Annotated in this window: 17 protein-coding genes and 1 pseudogene; 7 read left to right on the top strand and 11 right to left on the bottom strand. The window is 59.5% G+C overall.

Annotated features, from left to right (window positions below; genetic code table 11):
• Window positions 1–84: 84 nt before the first annotated feature.
• Window positions 85–626 (top strand): annotated as a pseudogene (locus tag AC1DX5_RS01825) (IS5 family transposase); the annotation flags it as partial.
• 116 nt (window positions 627–742) lie between these two features.
• Here the strand turns inward: AC1DX5_RS01825 and AC1DX5_RS01830 are convergent.
• The 4 genes from AC1DX5_RS01830 to AC1DX5_RS01845 all read right to left on the bottom strand — a co-directional run bounded on the left by AC1DX5_RS01830 (window position 743) and on the right by AC1DX5_RS01845 (window position 6,514).
• Window positions 743–1,774, bottom strand: coding sequence for a hypothetical protein (locus AC1DX5_RS01830; protein WP_478013913.1), 1,032 nt, complete (start codon window positions 1,772–1,774; stop codon window positions 743–745).
• Complete coding sequence (locus tag AC1DX5_RS01835; protein ID WP_478013914.1) at window positions 1,771–3,651, bottom strand: glycosyltransferase family protein; 1,881 nt, start codon at window positions 3,649–3,651, stop codon at window positions 1,771–1,773. Before AC1DX5_RS01835 ends, AC1DX5_RS01830 begins: the two co-directional genes overlap by 4 nt.
• 22 nt (window positions 3,652–3,673) lie before the next feature.
• Complete coding sequence (locus AC1DX5_RS01840) at window positions 3,674–6,007, bottom strand: hypothetical protein (RefSeq protein ID WP_478013915.1); 2,334 nt, start codon at window positions 6,005–6,007, stop codon at window positions 3,674–3,676.
• A gap of 285 nt (window positions 6,008–6,292) precedes the next feature.
• Window positions 6,293–6,514 carry a hypothetical protein gene (locus AC1DX5_RS01845; protein ID WP_478013916.1) on the bottom strand — a complete coding sequence of 74 codons (222 nt, stop codon included), beginning with the start codon at window positions 6,512–6,514 and terminating at the stop codon, window positions 6,293–6,295.
• A 302-nt stretch (window positions 6,515–6,816) separates the two neighbouring features.
• Between AC1DX5_RS01845 and AC1DX5_RS01850 the strand changes: the two genes are divergently transcribed.
• On the top strand, window positions 6,817–7,557 hold the full coding sequence (locus tag AC1DX5_RS01850) for a class I SAM-dependent methyltransferase (RefSeq protein ID WP_478013917.1): 741 nt from the start codon (window positions 6,817–6,819) through the stop codon (window positions 7,555–7,557).
• A 382-nt stretch (window positions 7,558–7,939) separates the two neighbouring features.
• On the opposite strand, the gene AC1DX5_RS01855 is transcribed toward AC1DX5_RS01850, so the two are convergent.
• Both AC1DX5_RS01855 and AC1DX5_RS01860 read right to left on the bottom strand, forming a co-directional pair.
• A complete protein-coding gene (locus AC1DX5_RS01855; RefSeq protein ID WP_478013918.1) occupies window positions 7,940–8,566 on the bottom strand; it encodes a hypothetical protein in 627 nt (208 codons plus the stop codon).
• Window positions 8,538–9,017: a very short patch repair endonuclease gene (locus AC1DX5_RS01860; protein WP_478013919.1), complete on the bottom strand. Its 480-nt coding sequence runs from the start codon at window positions 9,015–9,017 to the stop codon at window positions 8,538–8,540. The genes AC1DX5_RS01855 and AC1DX5_RS01860 overlap by 29 nt, the downstream gene beginning before the upstream one ends.
• An 83-nt stretch (window positions 9,018–9,100) precedes the next feature.
• Between AC1DX5_RS01860 and AC1DX5_RS01865 the strand changes: the two genes are divergently transcribed.
• From AC1DX5_RS01865 to AC1DX5_RS01885, 5 genes are read left to right on the top strand one after another with little or no spacing between them, the layout of a single operon-like run.
• Entirely contained in the window at window positions 9,101–10,675 is a 1,575-nt protein-coding gene (locus AC1DX5_RS01865; protein ID WP_478013920.1) for a DNA cytosine methyltransferase, read from the top strand.
• Between the two features lies 1 nt (window position 10,676).
• On the top strand, window positions 10,677–12,179 hold the full coding sequence (locus tag AC1DX5_RS01870) for an ATP-binding protein (RefSeq protein WP_478013921.1): 1,503 nt from the start codon (window positions 10,677–10,679) through the stop codon (window positions 12,177–12,179).
• Window positions 12,172–14,895, top strand: a complete 2,724-nt coding sequence (locus AC1DX5_RS01875; RefSeq protein WP_478013922.1) for a Z1 domain-containing protein — start codon at window positions 12,172–12,174, stop codon at window positions 14,893–14,895. Before AC1DX5_RS01870 ends, AC1DX5_RS01875 begins: the two co-directional genes overlap by 8 nt.
• Window positions 14,885–15,886, top strand: coding sequence for a PD-(D/E)XK motif protein (locus tag AC1DX5_RS01880; protein ID WP_478013923.1), 1,002 nt, complete (start codon window positions 14,885–14,887; stop codon window positions 15,884–15,886). The genes AC1DX5_RS01875 and AC1DX5_RS01880 overlap by 11 nt, the downstream gene beginning before the upstream one ends.
• Entirely contained in the window at window positions 15,876–17,951 is a 2,076-nt protein-coding gene (locus tag AC1DX5_RS01885) for an AIPR family protein (RefSeq protein WP_478013924.1), read from the top strand. Before AC1DX5_RS01880 ends, AC1DX5_RS01885 begins: the two co-directional genes overlap by 11 nt.
• Window positions 17,952–18,195: 244 nt before the next feature.
• Here AC1DX5_RS01885 and AC1DX5_RS01890 read toward each other — a convergent pair whose 3' ends face one another.
• From AC1DX5_RS01890 to AC1DX5_RS01910, 5 genes are read right to left on the bottom strand one after another with little or no spacing between them, the layout of a single operon-like run.
• A complete protein-coding gene (locus AC1DX5_RS01890; RefSeq protein WP_478013925.1) occupies window positions 18,196–19,233 on the bottom strand; it encodes a hypothetical protein in 1,038 nt (345 codons plus the stop codon).
• A complete protein-coding gene (locus tag AC1DX5_RS01895) occupies window positions 19,230–20,951 on the bottom strand; it encodes an amidohydrolase family protein (protein ID WP_478013926.1) in 1,722 nt (573 codons plus the stop codon). The genes AC1DX5_RS01890 and AC1DX5_RS01895 overlap by 4 nt, the downstream gene beginning before the upstream one ends.
• A gap of 17 nt (window positions 20,952–20,968) precedes the next feature.
• Window positions 20,969–22,891 (bottom strand): S8/S53 family peptidase, encoded by a 1,923-nt coding sequence (locus tag AC1DX5_RS01900; protein WP_478013927.1) that lies wholly within the window; start codon window positions 22,889–22,891, stop codon window positions 20,969–20,971.
• On the bottom strand, window positions 22,879–23,931 hold the full coding sequence (locus AC1DX5_RS01905; protein ID WP_478013928.1) for a trypsin-like serine protease: 1,053 nt from the start codon (window positions 23,929–23,931) through the stop codon (window positions 22,879–22,881). The genes AC1DX5_RS01900 and AC1DX5_RS01905 overlap by 13 nt, the downstream gene beginning before the upstream one ends.
• Window positions 23,932–23,983: 52 nt before the next feature.
• A complete protein-coding gene (locus AC1DX5_RS01910; RefSeq protein ID WP_478013929.1) occupies window positions 23,984–25,426 on the bottom strand; it encodes a patatin-like phospholipase family protein in 1,443 nt (480 codons plus the stop codon).
• Window positions 25,427–25,662: the final 236 nt, after the last annotated feature.

Raw genomic sequence — 25,662 nt, forward strand, 5'->3', positions numbered from 1 at the left:
TTGTAAAAACGCTAAGATAGAGCCTGGTCCACCTCTCACTCCCCGCATTCACCCCGAATCCTGCCCGAACAGCTCATACAAGACTTGTTCGACCGAATTTTCGAGGCGGTGTCGAGCGACCCTGACATGGAGTGGATCGCGATCGATGCGACCCTCATCCGCGCTCAGGCCCAAGCCGCTGGAGCGCGGCAAAAAAGGGGGGCCAGGAAGCCCAGGCTCTTGGCCGGTCACGCGGCGGGTTCGGCACCAAAATCCATGCCGTAGTAGATGCGCTCGGCCTGCCGGTTCGCTTCGATCTCGGCCCTGGGCAGCAGAACGACATGGTGCCCGCAAACGACCTGATCGATGGCCTCAAGGCCGAGCAGGTTCTCGCTGACAAGGCCTATGATGCCAACAGCCTATGCGAGAAGATCGAGGCGCAGGGCGGCATTGTCGTCATCCCGCCACGACGCCATCGCAAACAGCCGCGCGACTATGACCGCATTGCCTACAAGAACCGGTGGGGGATCAAGGGCTTCTTCTTTAAGCTCAAGCAATACCGACGCATTGCCACGCGGTACGACAAGCTTGCCGCTAACTTCATCGGCTTCATCAAACTCGCCAGCATCATGCTATGGCTTAAATGATCAATTTGTCACTACAGCCTAAAAACGGCAACTAGATTACTGCCCGGGGTGCGCCAATCTCCCATGAAACGGATCGTTTGGGCCGTAGCGCACGATACACTTGATTACAGTGTATCCTACAACAACCCTTCGGCTCTCAACCAGGCGGAGAAATCGCCCGACGGCCCACGTCCGAACGGATCGGGAAAGGCCTTCTGTAAATCCATTCGTTCACGATACAATAGACGGTGCGAACGCTGGATTGGCGTACCATCGGCAAACTGACTGAACGCCCAGTACCGATCAGGAATGTCTTTCGAGGTAGCGGCGGCAACCTGCGCGCGATACCAGCGCCATAGTTCGTAGACGACGATCTGGTCCCTGGCATAGCGCCGCGTCATCGTATCCCCAAGCGGCCCCAGCTTGGTGAAATGCCAGAATCTCAGAAGGCTGTCGTTCGAGCGGACATTGCCCATATCGTCGACCCTGATCTGGCGCTGATTGATGTTCCAGCTGGCCGTGTTGTAGCCCGGATCCTTCAGTATCTTTACCTTGTCGAAAAATACCGGCACGTGGTCACACCATTTCTGGTCGACGAAAAGACCCTTGGCCGGCGCGTCGTGGCAGAATTCCAGCAAGCGGTCGCTCCACCACTGGGCGAAGCGCGCCCCCTCCCCGGTGGTACGGATCGCCACGAACCCAAGGTTAAAGATGCCTGCCCACATCGGGCAGATCTCGTTGTCGACAATCGCGCCCAGTTCCTTCTCCGGCTCGAGCAGGTGCGGCGTGAGCACGATATCGTGATCCTCGAGCAGTTCGAGCAGCGGAGAGAGCGGGTTGAACAGACAGGTGTCGGGATCGAGGTAGATTACCGCGTCGAAATCGCGACGGGTCGCTTCGGCCAGGAATGGGCCTTTCACCGCCGTACAGATCTCGACGATGTCGTGCTTGAACAACCAGCCTTCGACATTGTCGATCCCGAGTTCGTCATGCCAGACCACTTCATCGAAAGGCTCGGCGGCTATATCAAAGGCAAAGCCGGCCGGCACCTTATCGGTCATCAGCGCGACGAGGTGCCAGTCGGGATGGTGACGACGCAGGCTCTGATAAAGTACGCGCGCACGATTGAGGTAACTGAAGCTGAAGCTGGAGAAGCAGAGGACTTTCACGCGCCACCCTCCAGAAGCTGGATAGTCATGGCGCTGTATTCCAGATGAAAATGTTGCACGCTGCGGCGCGCTCGCGCGAATCTGAGGATATCGCCCGTTTCGAAAGCCGCAAAAAGATCGGCCTCATTCGTAAGGACCACGCCCGCACTGAACCGCTCGACCAGATCGACAACGTTGCCGGCGCATTTGTTGGTAACGATCGCGGCGCCGCCGGCCAGCGCTTCGTACGCAGTGAGGCAGAAGGTTTCGGGCCAGATCGACCACATAATTGCCACGTCGAGACGCGTGGCAGCCGTCGCCTTGCGCATAAGGTCAGGTTCACTCTCGCAAGCCACGACCTCTCGATATGTGACCGGTAGTCCACCTCGGCGGCCCTTGCCCAGGTGATGGAACTCATAGCGCGGGTCATCACCCAGCTTCAGGACCAATTCCTGGAACACCGACCAGCCCTTGTGATCGGCAGGATAGCCGATGAAGCCGACTCGTAGGGGTTGCCCCTCGTCCGCCTCGCTGGGTCCGGATGCGCCAGCCTCTCCTAGAGTCACATGCGGAATGACCCGGCTGGAACGTGACGCGTGGATGCCCGCTTCCTCCCAAATCGCCAACGCTGATCGGGAAGGCGAAAGCAGGTCGATCACAAACCTGTCGAACAGCTTTGCGAATTCGTCGCGATGTGAAAAATCGGCCTTTGTGAACTCGCACAACTCCCACGCCAATGTGTCCGGCTTCGGCACACCGGTATATTCCACATCGTTTCGCAACAATTTGAAATTATTATATAAAGCAGCGAAATCATGTATCCAGAAACTGCCTTGATGCGCGCCGCTCGCGGTGATGATGGCAATTACCTGATCCATGTTGTGGCCAAGCAGGTTGTGGATCACGAACTGGGGATCATGGGCAGCGGTGTCAGCATCGGTCAGGCATGCGACGATATCGTGCGGATGGAAGACTCCAACCAGTTCGCCATCCAGCAATACGCCCAACTGTACCGGATCGCCCGAAGTATCGAGAAATGGTAGGGGATGCACCGGGTAGAAGTGCATTTGTAAATAGCCGTGAACCCGCAGCAGTTCAACCTCACGGCGGAGCAGAAGCTGCACCCCGCCAACGTGCCGCGTATAGTCGTCATGCGAGAACGACAGAAGCAGTTTCGTCGAATATTTCTTAAACGCCTGTACAAGTTTGCTTTGCAGCAGCGCGCGTGGATCACAGGAGACTGGGCTGCGGTGCGACCTGTATTCGGCGATCTGATCGGCCACGGGCTTGAGACGCGAAAGAATATCCCAACGAAATCCAAGTTCGTGTCGCCCGACGCGCCCTTCGTCCTTTCCTGCCGTCAGATAGTGGTAGAAAGGATTGACCTCCGCGGCAGCCACGTCTGGATTATTTTCTAGATAGAATCTGGTCGAGAACGCCAGCGACGGGTTTCGTCCCTCACGCCAGCCGTGCTGTAGATAATGTTCGAGCGGATCGACACCAGCCTCTGCGATGTCGGGATATGCGGTAATGTAATAATCGACGTCAAAGCCTTTTTCGGCCACATCGCGCAAGTGTGGGTCGATGTCGCTATCACGGCGTTTGAACCGCGACGTCGCTTTTTTGACCAATCGGGCAGCAAACGAGGCGGTGTCCGAATCCGAAAGGACGGCAGCACGGACCATGGTGACCTCTCCTTCGGCCAAGACTGACGTGACCGCTGCCAATGTATCCCCTGCGGAAGGACGCCGCCCCAACCGCCGACCGATCCACAGGTAATGCCGCGCTGGATCGATACCGGTGATCGCGACGTCGGGATATTCGGTCAGGTACCACGACGCATCGAATACCCCCGATGCCCGAAGGGCGGCGACGTCTTCGTCTGAAACATCAACCACTATTTAGCCCCCAGAAAAACTGTCACCATGACCGGCCTTCGAAAATGCCATGGCGGGTATAATGTACCAGCGGATCCATCCGAGATTGGGCAACATCTGGATGTTTCGAGAGATATGCCGCTGCGTCAAACATACCCGATGCCTCAACCCTGGCAAGGAGCCGGCGGGCCCGCTCTTTGGCCGGCAGCAGCGCCCACCACCGTGGAAATCGTCGCTGCAGGTCGTAAAGGTCCCGCAGCCATTCGACGCGCCCCTGCAAATGGCTAACGCGTTGCGCCTCTTCCGCAACCATGTTCGTCAATTGCGCGATCTCTCCATGCTGTCTCGCGACATCGGCTAACGCCGCTTCGCTTGCGGTTTCGACCAAGGGATCGGTAGCGGTGGGCGAGGAAATGGATGCCAGCCCGGACGGGGCGTCTGGTGGCGGTGCGGTAGCGGCTGCGCGTTCGGCAGAATCTGCCCGTTCAATAGCAGCGCGCAGTGCAGCTTCCAGTTCCGACTGCAGTCTGACCAAATACGCCACTTCGCCCTCGTACCGAGCCAAACGGCCCAGGTGGTCGCGCTGGTTCAGCGTGAGCTTGTCCAGTTCCTCCTCCTGTCGGGCAATCAGGTTTTGTGCCTGCGTCTCCCGGAGAGTGGTTTCCTTGGCGGCCCATCCGGCTTCTAGTATCCGCACCTCGGCTGCCAGGACGGCCTCTGCCTGTTGGCGCGATCGCCTTTCCATCTCGGCGGAATGGAGATCAAGGGCGTCACAGCGGGCACGTGTGCGGTCGAGCTCGCTACGCAGCAGTTCGTTCGTGCGCCGCTCGACAGTGACGTCCGCCCAAGCCTGCCGCGCCTCTTCCTGGCGCTGGATAAGAGCGCTTTCCGATTGGGAAAGGCGGTCGTTCAGGGTGCCGATCGTCTCGGCCGCCTGCTCTTGCTGACGCGCGAGATTATCTTCGTATGCGACAACCGCCTCGGACGCCTTGGCGAGTTCGTCGCGCAGCGCCTCCACCTCACTCTGAGCCAGTGCCAGCTGAGTGCCAAAACGTTCCTGATCGTGCGCGCGAAGAGCTTCCGTCTCGCCCTGGATTTGCACGATGCGAGCCGCCAGTCGTCCTTGCTCCTCTTCCCCAGCCATCTGCAGCGACACTGCCGAATCCCGATCCGCTGCGGTTTCCTCCAGAACCCGCTTCAGTGCCGCACATTCGTCGCGCGCCAATTCAGCTGCGTGCTCGGCCGCGGCGAGACCTTGGCTCGCGGCCTCACGACCCTGTACTGCCGAATCCMGATCCGCTGCGGCTTCCTCCAGAACCCGCTTCAGTGCCGCACATTCGTCGCGCGCCAATTCAGCTGCGTGCTCGGCCGCGGCGAGGCCTTGGCTCGCGGCCTCACGACCCTGTACTGCCGAATCCMGATCCGCTGCGGCTTCCTCCAGAACCCGCTTCAGTGCTGCACATTCGTCGCGCGCCAATTCAGCTGCGTGCTCGGCCGCGGCGAGACCTTGGCTCGCGGCCTCATGACGCTGTTCAGCCTGCGACAACTCCTGAGCCAGTCGGGCGACGTCCTCCTCCAATCGCTGACGCTGCCGGACTGCCTCCCCGACACCGTCACCGCGCACCGTACCTTGCGTTATCAACTGGGCGAAAGTCGGCGCCGAGGCATCGAAGTCACCGCGGATGCTGTCCAAGCGGGCGCGATCCTCACCGTCCTCGCCCTGTTTGCACCACTTTGTCAGAATGGCATAAGTGTCACGTACCCAAACCGGCGTACGGGGGCCGAGCGCGATCTTCTCGTTATATTCCTGATGCCGAGCATGAGGCGTCAAGAAGGCATCGATTTCCGAGGCCGTCAGTACCGACTTGCGGGGCCAGGTGATTCCGGTCGCGTTTCCCATCTCTTCTGCGACCGTGCTCCAGTCGCTCAACAGATCCTCATAGCTGAACACAAAGCGCGGCAGGTCACGGCTTGCAAATTCGGCGTCGAGCACGTTGCGCAGCCAAACCAGCAAGCCGTGCCCTGGCGCGGATCCATCTCGTGCCGCCAGCGATTCGGCCACTTCGACCGGGTTTCGCACCGGAATGGCCACCACAGGCCGAACATCGAGCACCGTCAGCGCTTCCAGCCACAACGGCAATAGGCGGCAAATTCTCGGGTCCTTGAGAACGAACAGTGACGATTCACCGTATTCCTCACGCAATGCATCTACCGCGCGATCAAGGAATTCTTCGCGCAATACCGAGCCATTCCAGTCGTTGCTCAGCGAGAGCCAGTCGTCCCAGCGGCTGCCGGCTGACGCCAGTAATTGGTCGTTGAGTGTGGTGACGACATTCGATTCCCAATGACCGAGCGCGTTCCCCTCGCTGGCAGCCATCAGATCTCTGGGCAAAGCGCATCCGAGCAAGTTGGCCACACGGGCAAAGGCGCTGGTGCCAGATCGGTGCGCACCCAGCACGACGATGCAGGTTCGACGGCGGCCTGCTGCTTTCGTGGCCTTCCGATCCGCAACCGATCGTGGCCCGCGGCTGCTCGGCACCTCCGGCCTGGAATGTGTCGTGTTCAGAACCACCTCACCTTAATCTTCGCCACCGAAGCTTGGCCGCGCGTTGCTTGGCCGCACGTTCGAGCAACCTGCAGGCGCGACGCCCAGCGCCCGCGATTACACGGCGCGTGCGACTTCACGCCGCCGAGTCCGCCCTATGTCAACAACGGAGATGCCGGCCCCCACATTACTGAGGCGCGTATGAACCATCTTCACTTCAACCTCAAGGACCATACCCTCTGAAATGTCAGGCGGAATGCCTTTTTGCAACGAGGCACCGCTCGTCTCGATCGGCAGCGCAAAGTGATTGAACGTCACCATATCGGCGGTCTTCGCCACCGGTTTCTCCGACGCTATAAGAGCTGGATGTTCTTATATTCTCCGAGCCGGCAATTTGAATTAGAGTCTTGATTAGAAAGGCATTTTAGCAAAATAGGTGTCACAAAATGGCTAACTTGCCAGCAACGATCGCACCGCCATATTCCTCGATTTGACGCGTTTGATTTTGGGCTAGAACCGAAAGTCAGGCGGCGATCGCCTGAGGAAACAGCGCGCGCAGCGGCGAGGCAAAAGCCTGACCAACAGCTTGACGCTGCAACCGAGGGTCAGGCAAGGCGATGGGGATTAGGTACGGGGTGGTCATGGCCAATTTGATGCAGCATCTTCTCGCGCGGGCGAATCGCGCGCATTCGGTGCGATCATACAACGCGCTGGTCGCGCGGTTCCGACGACAGTATCGCGGCGATTATGACATGGCGATGATCGCCTCCATCGGCGCATTGTCGGCGTCTGAATTTGAACGGCAGGGCGATGGCCACGTAGCGGTGCTGCAGCATCACGGCCTGCGGGACGGAATGTCGATCTACGATCTTGGCTGCGGTTCTGGGCGCACCGCAATGGCGCTGCAACGATCGGGCTGGCAGGGGCAGTACAAGGGCGCCGATATCGTCAAGCCGCTCGTCCAGTATTTACGGTCCAAATGCCCCGGCTACGACGCGGTAGTGCACCGGCGGCTGACTATCGCGGCACCGGATGCGTCGCTCGATATGGTTTTCCATTGGTCTGTATTTACCCATCTTTATCCGGAAGAATGCTTCCTCTACATGGAAGACACCTTCCGTGCCCTGAAACCCGGTGGCATCTTGGTATTTTCTTTTCTTGAACTTGAAGATTCCAAGCACCACGCAGTCTTTCAGAGCCGGCTGGGCCGTTTTCGTAAATTTGGCTGGTCCGATACGCTGGATGTGTTCCTGCACCGCGACTGGATACGCTTCTGGGCGCAATCGATCGGTTTTGAGGATATTTCCTTCACTGACGGCACTGACGGAACCAATCATCCCCAGTTCTGGCAAGCTCTGGCGTCAATGAAAAAGCCAGCCTGACGCCCGGGGTCTGGCGCCGCCTCTGGCGGCATCGTTGCGACCTCCAGATCAATGCCATCCCGACGCCAATCTTCCCGGTTCCGAACATGTCCGACGGTCGTGTCCGGTTGGTGGTGTAGCTCGGCGGTAGCGGAGCTGACGGGCCGCTCGCCGTGCAGTACCGTTCTTCCAGCTCGATCGCGACGAATCCCGCCTCGAGGTGAACCGCGTTCTGGCAAAATCGGTGAAGACGGCGCTATTGGACGCGCGGCTCAAATCATACCGGCCAGCACTGCGACACAGCGCACCCGCGAAAATTCGGCTCTCATGCTCTCATATAGATGGATTCGAAAAGGCCTTCTGCAGCAGGCCGGGATTTCCCTCGTGGAAGGACTGGTGCCGCTTACAGGACTCGAACCTGTGACCCCCGCATTACGAATGCGAGCGATCTCGCATGAAAGCCCAGAAAACCGTCGCTTGCACCACAGGATTTCGCGCCAATCTGGGTGCTTTGACTGAATTTGCGATACCACCGCGATACCAAGCAAGACATGCCAACCGGCTCCATCACGTCGATCCGCGCGAGAACACCGTCGTGCTGCAGCTTAGCCTCGAAGATCGGTCGCTCGTGACCGGCATCGATCAGCCCAAGCGCCGCGGCGACGTCTCCATCACTCGGCTTCCGCATCGCCGCTGATGTCGGTCGCGTGTAGGCGCAGCGCAGGCCATCGCGGATCAGGAAACGCTTGCGACGGTCGTCTGAAACTATATCCAATTTGAGACGCCGGGCGATAATGTCGCGCAGCCGCTCTTCCGTGCGGTGGTTGACGCCGAGCCAATCGGCCATCTCGTCGAGCGTCAAGCCTTCGGTAGTTTCCGACAGGGCGTGAACGAACGGCAGAACCGGTCGAGCTTCGCCATTCTTTCGGTCATCGCCCCCTGCGTCCGGAATTGACGTAGAGTCGGCGCATGTCAGCGGAATGGCAAGGCGAATCGGAAATCTAGGTTTGTTGCGGGGCGGTTCGCCCATCGCCAATCACGATGGCCTGGCCAGCTTTGCCCGCTGCCGCACTGATCCATTCGATAAGCGTCTTGGCCCACTCGGCGCTGCCTTTCTCCTTCAGAGAACATTCCCAGATCGTGGCAACGCGCCAGCCGGACGAGACCAGTGATTCCATATTTCGTGCGTCCCGCTCGACGTTCGATGCAAACTTGTCGCGCCAGAACTCTGGTCGCGTCGCCGGTGTGGTGGACAATCGACATCCTTCGTGACGATGCCAGAAACATCCGTGGACGAAGATGGCGACGCGGTATTTCGGCAGCACGATGTCCGGGCGGCCGGGCATCAGTCGGTCATGCAACCGAAACCGATATCCGGCACCATGCAACATCCGCCGCACCAGCACCTCCGGCTTGGTGTCGCGACCGCGAATATTTGCCATCATTTTGGACCGGGTTTCCCGATCGACCACATCAACCATTGGTTGAACCCTTTCGGCTCCCGTGTAACGTTCATACTCGAACGCGGGGAAGTTGTTGCAATAGAATGGCAAGTCGGTTTGGTGTGGTCGACCTGTTCGCGGGTCCTGGGGGACTGGCTGAAGGTTTTTCTGCCTTTGAGGCCGATGGCGTGCGTCCATTCGATATATGTTTATCGATCGAGAAGGAGAGGTCCGCCCACGCCACGCTGCGGATGCGCAGTTTTCTGCGCCAGTTCGGAGCGGATTTCCCCACCCCCTATTATGACTGGCTGAACGGCAAGAGAGCGCAACCGGACTGGCCGGCACTGTTCCCGGAGCAGTGGTCCGCGGCTGAAGCCGAGGCGCTCAACCTGACCTTGGGAGAGCCGGAAGCGGCGGCAATCATCGACGCGAGGCTGACCACGATCAAGGCCGAGTTCGGCGACACGATCCTGGTTGGTGGTCCCCCTTGCCAGGCATATTCGCTGGTGGGTCGTGCGCGAAACCGGGGCATAGAAGGCTACGTGGCGGAACAGGATCCGCGGCATTTTCTCTACCGTGAATATATCCGGATCCTGCGGTCCCTGAAGCCCGCCGCTTTCGTGATGGAAAACGTCAAGGGCATGCTGTCGTCGTCGGTCGATGGGAGCAGGATTTTTGACCGGGTGCTGGTCGACCTCCAGCACGCCGCTGGAGACGACAGTTACGAACTCTTCGCCCTCGCGCCGGACGGCCCGCTACGATCGCCGGGCACGGGCACCAAGGCTGGCGATTATGTCATCCGCGCGGAGGATTTCGGCGTTCCGCAGGCAAGGCATCGTGTCATAATTGTGGGCCTTCGGCGTGATGTTGCCGATCGACTTCCGGTGGATATTCGACCGCAACTTGACCGACGATCCCGGAGAACGTCTGTATCCGACGTCATCGAGCTGATGCCCGGCCTCCGCAGCGGCGTTGGCGGTTCGAAAGACAATCCGCAGAAATGGCGACAGGCGATCGACGAGGCCGTCGACCTGGTGCTTGATGGAGATATCGATCTCCCGCCGCAGTTGGAGGCGAAGTTTCGCGAACAGGTGTCGGAAACTGGAAGGGTGGCAGCGGACAGCGCTCGCTTGCCACGCACGGCATCGACGCCCAATCGGCTCGACGCCGGCTGCCCCCCGGATCTCGCCAGATGGCTACGACACCCAGCGCTCGATGCGTTGCCGAACAACGAGACAAGGTCGCACATGGCAGCAGATCTGGCGCGCTATCTGTTTGCAGCAGCATTCGCCTCGGTCGCGGGATTTTCGCCGAAGGCAAGCCAGTTTCCGGCGCGACTGGCACCGAAACACAGGAACTGGAACAGCGGAAAGTTCGCCGATCGGTTCAAGGTGCAGGTATGGGATCAGCCATCCTCGACCGTAACGAGCCATATCTCGAAGGACGGTCACTATTTCATCCATCCCGACGCGACCCAGTGTCGCAGCTTCACAGTCAGGGAGGCTGCGCGCCTTCAGACCTTCCCCGACAACTACCTGTTTCTGGGCAATCGAACCCAACAGTTCGTTCAGGTCGGCAACGCCGTGCCTCCATTCCTGGCGTTTCAGATTGCGAGCGCCCTGTGGAAGGCGCTGGCAGCAACCCAGCAAGCTGACTTTGAAAGCGATCACCCTCTTCGCCTGACAGGAGTTCGGTAGCATGGCCAACCCAGTCTTGCCGGAACGCGCGATGCGAACGGAACGCGCTGCGCCTAACGCCGGCATGCTGATAGAAAGCATGCGCGATATTGGATATTCGCTCGACAGCGCGCTGGCCGACATCATCGACAACTCGATTTCCGCGAAGGCCAAGCGCGTCGACTTGTTGATCGACACCGTCTCGCAATCGCCGAAGCTCGCTGTGGTTGACGACGGGATCGGCTTGACGGAGGCCGAGCTGCTCGATGCCATGCGCCCCGGTAGCCGCAGCCCGCTCGACGCTCGAGCGGCTGGTGACCTTGGCCGCTTTGGCCTCGGTTTGAAGACGGCATCCTTCTCTCAATGCCGCCGGCTGACAGTCATATCGCGACATGAGGGTCGGACGTCCGGCGCGCGCTGGGATCTCGACGAGGTCGCGCGTGTCAACGACTGGCTTGTTGAGCTTCTAGACGAGCCGATAGATGTCCCGTGGGTTGACAGGCTCGGCGGAAGCGGGACCCTCGTTCTATGGGAGAAAATGGATCGTCTGCTCGATCGTGGCGCGACGGATCGAAGCGACCTTGTCCGTCGGATCGACGAGGCAACCAGCCACCTGGAACTTGTCTTTCATCGCTATATTCGGGGTGAGCGAGGGATCAGCAAGGTCGCAATCCATCTGAACGGTCGCCGGTTGGACGGTTTCGATCCCTTCGCCACGGATCATCCTGCGACGCAGCCCGGCGCACTCGAACCTATCCAACTTGGTGGCCACAAGGTCGAAGTCCAAGCATTCACACTGCCTCATCACAAGAAGGTCACTGCGGCAGACTGGACCCGCCTCGGCGGCCGCGAGGGATATCTCAAAAATCAGGGCTTCTACGTCTACCGCAACAAGCGGCTGATCATGCACGGCACGTGGTTCGGATTGGCCCGCCAGACGGAGCTGACCAAGCTTGCCCGCGTCCGTATCGACATGCCCGCCGAACTCGATGCCGACTGGAAGATTGACGTCAAAAAGGCGTCGGCGCAGCCCCCGCTTCAAGTGCGCGCCCGTCTTCGCCGCATCATCGAACACATCGGCGCGACGTCAAAGCGAGTCTACACCGCACGCGGGCGGAAGCTGGCAACAGATTCGCGCCTGCCAGTCTGGCTACGTATCCAGGACAAGAACGAAATCCGCTATCAGTTGAATCCGGAACATCCGGTCTTCGTCGATTTCACCGCTCGCCTGCCAGCGGAGCTTATGCCGGACTTTCGCCGAGTGCTTGAAACGGCGTCCTCGGCGATGCCCGTAGATGCACTGTTCGCCGACGTAAGTGGCAGTCCAGAACACGTGTCCGGCGGTCAACTTTCCGATGATGGGCTATATTACGCAGCGATGACGACATTCGATACCCTGTCGTCCAGCGGCATCAGTCGCGACGACATTCTCAACATGATGCAGGCGACGGAGCCGTTCCGGTCCGAATGGGATCGCGCCGCGGCCATCCTCGACAAGCACAGGAAGGACGAGGCCGGTGAGTGACGGACTGACGACCCTGCAAACGATGGTCGGCGCGCAGCTTGCACGGGAACGCATGCCTGAGCCGGCCCGGATCCGCGAACTGATCTCGCAGGTGCGTCAGCTCCCCATGTGCTCCGACCTCACCGACGATGATGCCGAACAACTCGCCTTGCAGTTCGAGGAAACCCACGGGGTCTCGATGAAGATCGGCTCGGTCCTCGTCGAGGAAGGTTACGAGCCCTGGCTTGGTGCATCGAAGGCCTCCCTCAACCCATATTACTGGGATCGTTATCGCCGCCTGCTGACCGAAAAGGGCTTTTCAGGCGACGTGCTGGCAACGCTGGACGAGGTCACCGATCGCATTCTCGGTCTGCTGGAAAACCCGAAGAAGGACGGTCCATGGGATCGCCGCGGCATGGTTGTCGGACACGTCCAGTCAGGCAAGACAGCGAACTATACGGGGTTGATCTGCAAGGCGGCCGATGCGGGCTATCGCCTGATCGTCGTCATCGCCGGCATTCACAATAATCTGCGCAACCAGACGCAGCTTCGTATCGACGAGGGCTTCGTCGGTCGAGACAGCGCCGCGCTGCTGTCGAACAAGGAGGCTGATGACAAGTTCATCGGTGTCGGTCGATTCGACAAGTCACGACGGCCGGTCACGTTCACGAACTCGAAGAAAGACTTCAGCAAGGTATCCGCCACGGGTGTCGGCCTACCGCTCGACAATCTTCGCGAACCTGCCGTGTTCGTGATCAAGAAGAATTCCAGCACCCTCAAAAATTTGATCGAATGGCTGCGGGAGCACAATGCTCGCACGGGAACCTCGACGATCGAGGCGCCCATGCTGCTGATCGATGACGAAGCTGACAACGCTTCCATCAATATCAAAAAGGGCAAGGACGAAGTTTCCCGGATCAATGGTCAGATCCGTCAGCTCCAGCGTCTGTTCGAACGAAGCTGCTATATCGGCTACACGGCAACCCCATTCGCCAACATATTCATCGACCCGGATTCCATATCCGAGATGCTCGGCGCCGACCTCTTTCCCAAGAACTTCATTGTTAGCCTCGACCCACCGACCAATTATTTCGGCGCGACCAAGGTTTTTCTCGACTCACCAGATCAGATCATCCGGATGATCGAGGACAACGAGGATCTGTTGCCTCTGAAGCACACTAAAGAGCTGACAGTCATCGCCTTGCCCGACAGCCTCAAGCTGGCAGTGCGGACATTCTTGGTGGCGCGCGCCATAAGGCTGGCACGAGGTCAGATCGGTAAGCATTCCTCGATGCTGATCAATGCCTCTCGCTTTACCGACGTCCAGCGTCAGCTGCGCAACGAAGTCCACGCGCTGGTGGACCAGATACGGTCCAGTGTCCGGGTAAACGGCGCGCTCGATCCGGAAACCGCATTGAACGACCAGGAGATCTTGGCGCTGCATTCTGCGTGGCGGCAGGAATACGAGCCCGGCGCCGGCCTTACGTGGAGCGCGATCCAGCCGTTCCTTCTGGACGCGGTCGCGCCCGTCAGCGTTGTTGAAGTGAACAGTAGATCATCTGGTAACCTGGACTATGCCGACAACGAGAAGCACGGGTTGAACGTCATAGCCGTGGGCGGCTTCTCCCTTTCCCGCGGCCTCACGCTCGAAGGCTTGATCGTCAGCTACTTCCTTCGCAATTCGATGATGTATGACACGCTGATGCAGATGGGCCGCTGGTTCGGCTATCGGCCCGGCTACGAAGATCTCTGTCGTGTTTGGATGCCGGAAGAGGCGGAGGGATGGTATGCGCACGTTGCCGATTCCACCGAGGAATTGCGTGACGAATTGAGAAAAATGGAGGCCGCGAAGGCGACCCCCGAGCAGTTCGGCCTCAAGGTGCGAAGCCATCCCGACACGCTGATCGTCACCGCCCGCAATAAGATGGGGTCAGGGGAGCGGCTCGTAGTTTCGATTGGTCTGGCGAATAAGTTCGCCGAAACATCGATCCTTCGTCGCGACGTCAGCGCCTTGGATACGAACCGCAAGCTCGCCCGCAATCTCGTGGGCGATCTTGGCGAGGCCGGCTTCAAGGTGTCACGGGGTAACAAGGTTACAGGCGGCTACCTGATTTCCGGTGTCCCAGTTGGCCCCGTGCGTCAGTTCATTTCCGCCTTTCAGAATCACCCCGGGTCATTATTGACGGACCCTCAACCAGTCGCCCGATACATCGATGCCCGAGCGGAAGGCGAACTCTCGAAGTGGGACGTGCTCTTCACCGCGATCGACCGACGTGACGCTCGCGGCCTAGTCGATAACAGTCTTGGTTTCGAAATTGTCTGCCAGCGGCGGGGCGCCGGCAAGGCGAGCGACAGTTCGACCCTGCGGGTGACCAACAAGCAGCGTGTCGCTTCGCGTGGCGTCGAGAAAGCGGGACTTACGGCGACCCAGATCGAGGAAGTGGAGCAGCGATATCGTGAAGCTCATCCGGAGCGGAGTGACACTCGCTGGAATTACCCCGATCGGATTTATCGCGACGCTCGCGCACGCCCTCTGCTGATCGTGCACATGTTGGGGATCGGCGAAGAAGACGATGATCTGAGCGGCCAGCAGCCAATAGTGGCTTGGAGCATCAGTTTCCCCCGCACTGAAACGGACGAGGAAAAGGTTGAATACGTCGTCAACACGACGTGGATGCGTGAGAACTTCCGCGACGACCTGGACGAGGACGAAATGGACGGCGACGATGACCAGTGACGACCCATGGTCCGACTTCGAGGCGCCCACCGCGTCCGACGTCATCAACGCCAAACGTGTCGATGGTACGCTGCGTTGGAGCTTTTTCTGGGCGAAGGGCGTTGATCGACGCTCTCTGCTGATCCTGCAGCATGATCCCTCGTCCAGCAGCAAATCACCCCTGCCCAAGATACGTGGGATCGAGGTGTTGGAATCCGATCCCGACGATGGCGGGCAACGCATGCTGTCACTAAAGCTGGTCGAGGCTCAGCACCGCGACATCTTCGTCAAGCTCTGTCGGGATATCGTGGACGCATCATCATCGGCCGAAACCGAACAGGAGGCCGTCGAGACCTTTCTCGCCCGAACATGGCGGTGGCACCATCTGCTCAGGGGTGGCGGGGACCACCGTCTTTCCGCCGAAGAACAGAAGGGCGTGATCGGCGAGCTGCTTGTGCTGCATGGCCTTTTAATGCCGGAAATCGGTGCTCGCGATGCGATCAAGGCTTGGCGCGGACCAACCGGAGCTCCAAAGGATTTCGAGGTTGGTCGCGTCTGTGTCGAGGTAAAGGCTAGGCGCGGAGCGGCGCGTCCGTTTGTAGCAATCTCGTCCGAGGACCAGCTCGATTCGGAGGGAACCGACGAGCTATACCTCTATGTTGTTGAGCTTGATGCTGCCCCGGAGAATGTCGACGCTGCGTTCACTGTAACGGACATTGCGCGGCGTGTGCGTGACGCGGTCGATCTTGGTCAAGCTGCGCTGGAGCTTTTCGAGCAGCTGCTCTTAGCCAGTGGTTTTCTGTGGGACGACGACTACAGCGATTTTCGCTGGATGGTGGGCCCGCATCGACTTTTTCAGGTGCGGGATGATTTTCCGTCCATCACGCGGAGCAAGATTGGATCAGGTGTCTCGCGCGTCCGTTACGAGGTTTCCTTGGCCGAGTGCGATCCGTTCCGACGCGATGATTCGGATCTCCGGCTAATATTGAGGGGCAATAGAAATGGCGATTGATCTCGCAGAATTTCACCGGGAATTCTTCCAGGAAATCGTCGCCTCAGCTGATGCCGAAGGTCGTTATGTCGAAGACGCCTTTTTCGAGTTGTTTAGCTCATATCTGATTGACGCTGGCGAATTAGATACTGCCGACCGCGTCCCTTATGCCCCGGTTACCGGCGGTCGCCGCGTCGACGGCTATGGAGGCGATCCGGCGCAGGCTGCTGGTGTGTTGAGCCTGATAATCGCGGACTTTCAGCACGAGCCGAAGATCAGCCGTCTGAATCAGACAGAGCTCGATCGCATCTTTGCCCGCGTCTCGAAATTTCTGTCGAGCGCCCTTGATGGGAAGTTTCGCAATAGCTTGGAGGAAACGGACCCCGCATTCGGCCTCGCCGACCTGATCGCAACTCGATGGCCGAATACCAATAAGGTGCGCCTATTCCTGATAAGCAACAGAGAACTAAATACCAAGATCGATGGACGGGAAGCGGGCGAGCTAGGTGGCAAGCCGATCACCTACTCCGTTTGGGACATCCAGCGTCTCTATCGCTTTGCGGCCTCCGGCGTCGGGCGTGAAGAAATCGAGATCGACTTGGAGGATTATGGCGGACCGATACCGCTATTGGCCGCCCACCTCGCCGATGCCGGATACCAGGCCTATCTTGCGGTTGTACCCGGCGCCCAGCTTGCCTCGATCTACGATCGTTGGGGCGCGCGACTCCTCGAGCAGAATGTTCGCGTGTTCCTTCAGGCGCGCGGCAACGTCAACAAGGGGATCAGGAATACGATCGACAATGACGCCGAAATGTTCTTTGCCTACAACAACGGCATTACTGCTACCGCTGAAGGCGTGACAACCACAAGTGCGGGGGGGATGTTGATGCTGGCTGGCCTGCACAATCTGCAAATCGTGAACGGCGGACAAACCACTGCATCCATTCATGCCGCCAGCCGGCGGCAGACCGACCTTTCCAAGGTCTTCGTCCAAATGAAGCTTTCGATCGTTCCATCCGAACGCGCGATCGACGTTGTTCCCAAGATATCTGAATATGCTAACAGTCAGAACAGAGTGAACGCGGCCGACTTCTTCGCCAACCATCCATTTCACGTTCGCATAGAGGAATTCTCCAGAAGAATCTTCGCGCCTTCGCCTGATGGGACATTCCGTGAATCGAAATGGTATTACGAACGGGCACGGGGCCAATATCAGGACGCGCGAGGACTCCTCTCGGCGGCGCGGCGCAAGAAATTCGATCTTGAATATCCGAAATCCCAGCTGATCTCCAAGACTGACCTAGCCAAATATCTGAACCTTTGGCGCGGGGCACCCGACACGGTGAGCAAGGGGGCGCAGAAGAACTTTGCTGTCTTCGCCGGGGCCATAGGCCGAGAGTGGACGAAGCAGGCTGACGACTTCAACGAGGAGTTTTACCGGCAGTCGATCGCAAAGGGCATAATTTTCAAGACGACAGAGGCGTTGGTCACCGAGCAACCTTGGTATCAAGGCGGATATCGCGCCAACGTGGTAGCCTATGCCATTGCCAAGATCGCACACGACGTCGAGTCCAAGGGTTTAGCCGTGGATTTCGATCGCACTTGGAAGCGCCAAGCCGTATCCGAGCCAATGAGGCGGGCGCTGATCTGCGCTTCGGAACAGGTCCACGAGGTACTGACGTCCCCGCCGAGCGGGATCAGCAACGTGACCGAATGGGCGAAGCAGCAGGCATGCTGGGCGCGCGTGAAGGCGCTCCCAATCGACTGGCCGGATGAATGGTTGGCAGAGCTGATCGGTAAGGATGAGCAGAAGGCTATCAAAAAATCAGCGGTCAAAGACCAGAAAATGCTGAATGGGATCGAGGCCCAATCCGCGACCGTCAACGCAGGTGGCCAGTTCTGGAGCCAGATTGCCGAGTGGGGCGTTTCGAAGAAACTGATTACTCCTACGGACGCTGGCATTCTCGCCGTCGCCGCCTCCATCCCCGGCCGTATTCCAACTGAACGACAATCGCTAAAGGCCGTCGAGATTCTTCGAAAACTGAGGTCTGAAGGCTGTGTGCTGGGCGAGCACATTAGCATTTAGACTAGCTCGTCAGATGGAGACGAGTGAGGCGGCGAGGCCGAAATTGCCGAGGATCAGATCATCGGGGTGCTGCGCGAGCATGAGGCTGGCGTGAAGACGGCTGACCTTTGACGTTTGCCCAACTTCAGAGCGCCCGCGCTAGATATAGGCGGGCCTCTTCCCCGCTTGGGGGAGAAGAACGCAGAGGGAAAGAGACATGCGTTGATGATCGATGGGTCGGACCGGGACGACGACTTCTGTGCAGCTACATCGCTCCAACGGCCTTCAGCGCTGCGGCTGTGGCCACTCCCTCGATTTTGGTCTTGTTGTTGGTGACGGCCGACGTGATCGCCTTCATCAGGAATGAGGGGTCTTCGGCTTCGATGAGCTTTGCTTGCGAGGCCAGCATGACAGGATCCGGCATGGATGTAACGGGCAAGACCATATCGGCAGAAATCAGGCGAAGCGTCCCCGTCTTAATGTCGGCGGGTATCGGGTAGGGAGACAGCGGGCCGGCTGGCATCGTCAGGCGCTTCTCCGGATCCTGGCTATCCACCGAAAGCAATGTGCCGGACGATTGCTGCCCAAAGTCGAACGCCGCGATGTAGAACGCCTTTCCGGACAACTCGCCCTTGTCTAATTGATATCGGGTCATGGCGAGTTCCAGCCGCAACGCCTTCTTGTGATCCCGCCCGGCTTTGGCTGCGGTGCGGCCAAAATAGACGAGCCTTGGCTTCAGCCGAAACCCATAGGCGCCCGGCTTTCCGTCTGCCAGAACCCCCGTTGCCTTTTCCAGACGTAGTTCGGCGTAGAAATCTGGTGTGTAGACGGCATTGCTGGCGGTCTGGCCGATGCGCGCTAGGGCCGCGATGCCGTTCGGCCCTATCGCCGCAGCGAAGCGATCATCCCGCGGTAGGCTGCCCGTGCGGACGACGACGACGCAACCCGTTACCGTGTTAGCGGAGGCGGCGGCATTATACGCGCCTGATGCGGTCATCCGCTCCGGACCGTAGAACCACCCAAATCCTTCATAGGATGAGACGGCCGACAGATCGGCATTGCGCTTCTCGATCAGTCCCACAAAGGTGTCGGCTGCGGCGACCGCTATGTTTTGCAGCACCGCAATCCCCAAAACGGCCAAGATGCCCGCCGACGCCTCCGCCGATTTGAGCCCCATGTCCGACGGGCATTGGGGCAGCAACAGGACTTGGCCACTTGTCGGGGCGGGTGCGGGCGACTTGTCGGCGGCGTGAACGCCGGTCGAGAAAGCGGCCACGCACAAGCAGAGATGTTTCAGCTTCATTTCCCGTTCCCCTTTTGCATGGTCGCGCCTCGTATGCTCTGAAGTCGACCGAGCGGCAGGTTATTCTTTGAATAATAGGCGGTCAGACGGCTCCATGTCTGCGACCCTCGCGAGAGCCCCAGGAACCGTTCCGCATTGCCGTGCATCAGTCGATCCATCTGCTCCGGCAAAAATCCGCAGGCGCCGCTGAAAAAGTCGTGGATCAGCGTCGTATAGTCGGGATAGCCTCCGTCGAGCCCAAGCATGATCCAATCCGTTCCGAACATGAGGTGGCGGACATCCTTGTCGAACATGCCGACGAATTTTCGAACATAGGCTGCGGTTCTTTGCAGCACCTCCGGTTGTCCGAATATTTCGGAAAGGAAGCTGATGTCGGCATAGACGGGTCTGTCAGGGTGGGCTCCGATATACTGGCCCAACGTCCACTCCCAGCTAGCCTCCGGCATGGTCGTGCCCTGCGCGGCGGCCGAAGGACTCGAAAAGCGTCCAAAATGAGCGAGGCAGACGCGCAAGGTCGGCCAGCGATCGAACACTGGCAACCAGAAGGCGGGGTCGGCCCGGTCGGCGGCATCCGTGCTCGCACCGTTACTGCGATTGGCATGGGCAAGGATTGGCGCGTCCATGCGGGTACAAAGGTCGTAAAGTTTCGTCAGCGCGTTGTCGAGCGCGGGTCCGACGCGGCCATGGAGCTTGTCTTTCACGGTCGTGGGATAGCTTTGCTCCACGGCGCCGTTTGCGATGGGCTTGAAACCCATGGGTGGGTAGAGCTTGACACCAAGGAAGCCGCTATCCTTGATCGCGGTCCGGACGAGGTCGAGTGGATCGAAGCCTGTATCCTCCACCTTCGCGTCGCGATAGGCTTGGCGCAGCGGATCGAATGCGACATAGCCGTGCACCATCGGGCCGTCCGGGCGCTGCGAGATGAAATCGACAACGTCCACCTGCCGGGGCAGCGGCGATGTCGTCACATCTTCGCCGAGCCATTTGTCGTAGTCCACCAGTGCCGGCACCAGCAGCTTGGCATCGAAGCCCTGCCGAGCGTGATCGTCCTGCAACTGGTCCGCAAGGGCGTAGCGATAGTGGGTGATCAGGCCGAACCAGCGCAAATACGTGCCAAGATCGGTCTTGGACTGATACGCCTTCTTTGCGGTGGCGGTGGCGCTGCCGATGCTGGGCCGGCCGGTCGCCGCGATCGGGCCCTTGTCGCCCGCCGCCTGTGACAGCGCATCCACGATCAGAGCGTTGCCGCGATCGTGGGATGAGCTTGCGGTCGATAGCGCGCCCGATTGGCCGACGATGAAATCGGCCACCGCCTTCTGGATGGCCCGCGCCTGCTCGGCCGCAATGGTCGATGCTTTCGTTTCCAGGAGTCGCCCGTCCAGCACGTCGATTTCCTTTTGGGCGCTCGGAGTATTCGTCCGCCCCAAGACCCAGGTGAGCAACGACAGGATGCCATCGACGACATCCGGGTTGCGAACATCCAGGACGCTGACCGCTTGGCGGGGATACATCTCCAGGAATACCACCTTGAGAAAACGCACGGTGGGAAGATCGCTGGCGTTGAAAAGATGGCAGTGCACGTCGATGAGCGCACCGCGTGACGCTCCTTTCCAGACCGGCGGCCGCGATGCGGTGGCACAGCCGAGCATTAATGAAAGAAAAGGCGCCCCACCTATCAATTTTATGAGATCGCGACGCGCTGGATCAGGTTCGCTCATGGCCGGAGACCGCTTTCTCATTGATAATGTCCGGCTGGAGGGGCGTGCATTACCAGTTCCGCGACATCCTCTAGTGCGAAGACCTCCGCCGGTCGGCTGGGGAGCTTGGCCTCGACGCCTTCCAACCTGTATCGGATTATCATCTTCACGCGGGGCTTCATGCTCTGGTTCGGTGGATCTATGGCGGCAGAACAGGGGTCGCCATCCACGAGCATCAGCGTACGGACACTCGCCTTATAGGCAAGAATCTCCTTTAGATCGCGGCCAAAGCGCGCCCCTGCGGAGTCGCTCGCACAGCGTAGCGCGCGCACATTGTCGACATGGCCGATATAGGTATCACCACTTTTGAGACGTACGAAATCGTCAAATAATAATAACGACTTCGCGATGTTTATCTTGTAGCGTGGGCTGATGGTGGGGCCGGGATCGATGTCATATACATCCGCCGCGGCCAATATCCGCTTCTTCACGTCGCCCGGCAGCATGGCCTGGTCGAGCGAACGCAGCAGGATGGCATCGAAACTCACGAGCGATGCCGCTTGGGAGGTGCCCGTCAGGGGCTTGATGGCCGGCGTCATGTCCGCCCAGGATTGGACTCTGCATCCGGGCGCAGCTATGTCGACATTGCTGCCGCGATTGCTGAACGCTGCCAGTTGCGAGGGCTGGTTGTCGTCATGCGCGCCTACGGTGATGACGTTGGATCGCTGCCCCCCCAGCATCGCTGGGAACGCCCGCAGATGACCGACATCGTCTCCCTCGTTTCCTGCGGCGACGATGAACAGGTCGCCCGCATGGTTGCTGACGAGCGCGCGGAAATCGCTGCCGATGACGTCTTCGTCGGACTCGTAATAGGCAAGGCTCATGTTGATGACGCGCCCTTCCTTTTGGCCGGGGACGCGGCTCAATACGCTGTTCAATATGCCGGAACTGCCATCGATTAGGGTGCGGCCGCCTTTTGCGAGGTTGACGATGCCGAGGTGGATCCAGCTGCCGCTGTTGTCAGGCTTGTTAAAGATGTCCCTATAGCTGGAAAAGTCGGGGCCGCCGAGGACGAGGCCGGCGACATGGGTTCCGTGGGACGATATGCTCGTCACGGGAACTACGGCGGGATCAATCCATGGGTAGATCTTGCCGCCAATGTTGACAACCGGACCGATCGTCCCGTCTTCGCCCTCCCAGTCACGAAAATACGCTTGGGGAAAATTCATTGAATAAGGCGTTCCGGACCCAGGATTATATCCGTAGAAGCCGTTGTCGAAAACCACCACCGTCACGTCGCCGCGCGGGCGATTCAGTGCTTTGGACCGCTCCAGCGACAGGCGGTAGAACGCGGCCACCTGCTGGGGATCGAATGGCGGCTGTGTAATCACGGCGGGGCATTTGGGTTGTCCCGCGTCGTCGTCCACCGAGCTGATGAGCACTCCCTTGAGCATCGGGCGGGGCGGGCTCCACGACGCCTCATCCTCGCCCTTAGCGTTCTCGGCGATATTGTCATCCACCTGCTTCACCAGCTCGTCCATCGACACGCCGGCATTGGGCTGAAGCTCGACGGTGACGGAGCGTTTGGCCGTCGCCCCCGGTTGCAGCACGATAAGGCATGCCGGCCAGGACAGCTTCTGACTGACCGAGCCGACAGGGTCGTCTGGCGTGAGAGTCGACTTGCCGGCCTGGTCAAGCAGCGCCTTGTTAAGCGCCTTGAACTCATCGAAATATCCGGGCAGCATCGCGCCGCACCGCTCGGCGATGAGTTGCGCGGACGTGCTCGCATCCGTTTCGAGGCCCAGCCGCGTCTGGCTTGGCAGAGCATATTTCGCCACCGCCCGCGTCAGGGCTTCACTGAGCGTCCCTCCGACCGCATAGACCGGCATGACGTCCTGCGCCCACAGCGCCGACCCGCCCGATCCGGCAAGGGCGAGCGCAATAATGGTCACTCGGTGCATTGCTTCGCTCCCGGCGTGATCCCGCATATTTCCGATTTCGCATGACGCTTGGCCCAATAGCCCTTCGCATATTCACGAAATCCGGTGCCCGCCAGCGCCGCCATACGCGACAGATAGTCATAGGGAGGCGCGGCCCGGTCCTCAAAATCAATCGAGGAATTCACGCCGCGTATCCGCCGATCCCCGTCCGGGACGAGGGTCGCGACGCCGTCGGCGGTGGCGGGCGCGACAATACGTAGGCCGCTTATTAACGGCCCCCCGGAATCGCCGGGACACAAAGCCGGCTCCTTGCCCGCCGTGGACGATCGCGTGATGACGTAAGCCGCATCGTCGCCCGTCCCCGACCTCGCAGCCGCGATTGCGTCCTGCCCGATGCGAAGGCTGCCGACATTCGGCGTGTAATCCAGCCTGTGATTCTCGATCCGCAGGTCCGTGCAGCCGTAGCCGGTCAATACGACCTCGGTCCCCTTGGCCAGCACCGTGTCGGCATCGACGGTTTCAAAAGTGAGCTTCTGCAGGGACGGCGGAGTCTGCCCGTCCCATTTGATCTCGCACAGCGCGAAATCGAAGCTGTTCCGAGGCGTGCGGCCTTTGGGAGGCGCCGCGAAATAGCGCGGATCAGGATCACAGGAGACCTCCAGCGTCCGATTGTCGACGACCAGATATGCCTTTCGGAAAGATGTCTTCTCGCCGATATCAACGCAATGTGCCGCCGTCAGCAGACTGTGCGTGCCCACGATCGATGCGGTGCAGGTGAGATAGGCGGGGCGGCCCGCAGCGTCCAGGCCGTCGGAGAAATTGGCTAGCGCCACTGCCTGCCAGTCCAACGCACGCACGAAAAAGCCGTTGGCAAGCTTCACTCCCGATTGCGGGAGCACGTCTTTCGCTAGCTCGAAGACTACGCAAGGATGTCCATCTTTGCGGCATTGCTCGACATCGGCCGCATAGCGCTGTGCCAGAGCTATGGAAATGACACCAACGGTGCTGCCCGCGACGATGCAGGATGCGACGACTGACCGGGCCACAGACTTGCTTCGCACGATCCACCTTCCTTTCGCATCGAACGACCGTCACAGGGCCGGCATTCGCCCGCTATTGCGGTGTGAGCGAATGCCATTTGTAGAAATTCGTCTCCCGGTCCCGCCCGTAGGAGATCAGACAGCGCATATATCGCGGCTCGAATTGGATCGGATTGTCGATTTCACGGTCTTTCGCCCGCCACTCAGCGCACGTCTTCGTTCCGGTCGGCTGCAACGCACCGTCCGCGTTTTCCCAATCATGCTTCAGGATATCGTCGCTTTCGATCAGCGCTGAATGGAATATCAGGCCCCCATTGTCCGCTTCGTTTCGGATACTGTCAGCCGAAAAGCGATATACTTGGTTCCCTAAAATTTTCTCGGATCGGATCGCGAGGGCGAGGAAGTTCCACTTCTTGTGGAATCCATTCAGCTTTGGCGTCTCGCCGTCAGGGCAATTGTTCTCGTCTAGCTTGCCGCATAGCGGCGGCAGCTGTTGGTCGCCGTTGATGATGACGAAGATATGCTGCTTGGGCGCGTTCGCTCTGGCCTTCGTCCTCTCGGCCTCGGATGCCATCTCGTTGCGAAGTTCGGCGTAGAACAGGCCGAAGCGGGCGCCGCCGTCGACATACATGCGATTATCGATGAAGACCGGGCGGGCGGCCAGCGGCGCGGACGAGGACGCCACGACCGCCTCGATGTAGCAATCCCACCGACGGGCCGCCTCTTTCGTGTCCTGTGTCGCCAGCGCCTGATGATGGCGCGCCGCCATTTTCGTCAGGTCAAGGGCGCGGGCGCGGCCTGTATCGACATCGACTACGCCGACCAGAAGACTCCGGTCATCAGTGGTTTCCGGCGTGTCGAGCCCGCTCTGCCGATAGACTTCTTCCAGCATTGCTTGGGGAATGAACCTGTGCAGGCGCTGCCGGAGTGGGCCGAGGTCACCGATGGCGCCCTTTCGGAGGATGTTCAGATATGAAAAACTGGTCGGCGAACCATTCTTGGCCTTGACGTAGAGCTCCAACAGTTCCGCCTCGTGCAGTATGCTGTATCCCGCCACCGCGTCTTGCGGACGGTCCACAAAGGCGAAGGTGGCCAGAATAGCGCCAGTACTAACGCCGGTGACCATCTTAAACGCCGGAAGCTGGTGATCGCGCGCGTTCTGATGCCAAGCGTCGAGGAACCCGGCACCAAAAGCGCCGTGTTCGCTGCCCCCGGAAAGGATCAGGATCGCGTCGCTCCGCGCCCGCCGGTCGCTGCCGCCGATGCTCACCGCCGCGGTCGGGCCAGTGCCCGCTGCTAGCCCCGTACCAAGCGACCGGAGAAGTTCGTGCACGCTCGTGGGCCCGCCGCTGCCAGCGCCAATCGGCCCAGTCGGCGCATCCTCCACGTCGAGGGCATAGCTGGCAAAATCGCACATCGCGTGGTTTTGGACATGCGGTGGCGTGATCGCGCAGGCCGTCACGCACAAAAAGATCGCTACGATCGCCACCAATCGAAACGGCTTGATAAGCTCCATTCCCGGCCTCTCCTCAAATCGAAGGGCAAAGACAAAAATAATACGAGAAACAGAGATGTCCAATAAACAGGACACTGACATCATTCGCGCCCAATCAGTCCATCAATATCCTCAAATATCCGGACCGAGTCGCTTCAACGCGCTTACCACAGGTACCTAGTTTCAGAGTGACACTTCCGTCGCTATATCGCAATAGAATAATGAGCCAGTTTTGGAGAGGACCTGTTTGTTCGTCT

The sequence above is a fragment of the Sphingomonas sp. P2_B6 genome (assembly GCF_056404755.1).

Bases quoted from the DNA above. Each gene is read 5' to 3' on its own strand.
- AC1DX5_RS01850 (WP_478013917.1), top strand. From the start codon at position 6,817: ATGGCCAATTTGATGCAGCATCTTCTCGCGCGGGCGAATCGCGCGCAT.
- AC1DX5_RS01855 (WP_478013918.1), bottom strand. From the start codon at position 8,566: ATGGGCGAACCGCCCCGCAACAAACCTAGATTTCCGATTCGCCTTGCC.
- AC1DX5_RS01860 (WP_478013919.1), bottom strand. From the start codon at position 9,017: ATGGTTGATGTGGTCGATCGGGAAACCCGGTCCAAAATGATGGCAAAT.
- AC1DX5_RS01870 (WP_478013921.1), top strand. From the start codon at position 10,677: ATGGCCAACCCAGTCTTGCCGGAACGCGCGATGCGAACGGAACGCGCT.
- AC1DX5_RS01880 (WP_478013923.1), top strand. From the start codon at position 14,885: ATGACCAGTGACGACCCATGGTCCGACTTCGAGGCGCCCACCGCGTCC.
- AC1DX5_RS01885 (WP_478013924.1), top strand. From the start codon at position 15,876: ATGGCGATTGATCTCGCAGAATTTCACCGGGAATTCTTCCAGGAAATC.
- AC1DX5_RS01890 (WP_478013925.1), bottom strand. From the start codon at position 19,233: ATGAAGCTGAAACATCTCTGCTTGTGCGTGGCCGCTTTCTCGACCGGC.
- AC1DX5_RS01895 (WP_478013926.1), bottom strand. From the start codon at position 20,951: ATGAGCGAACCTGATCCAGCGCGTCGCGATCTCATAAAATTGATAGGT.
- AC1DX5_RS01900 (WP_478013927.1), bottom strand. From the start codon at position 22,891: ATGCACCGAGTGACCATTATTGCGCTCGCCCTTGCCGGATCGGGCGGG.
- AC1DX5_RS01910 (WP_478013929.1), bottom strand. From the start codon at position 25,426: ATGGAGCTTATCAAGCCGTTTCGATTGGTGGCGATCGTAGCGATCTTT.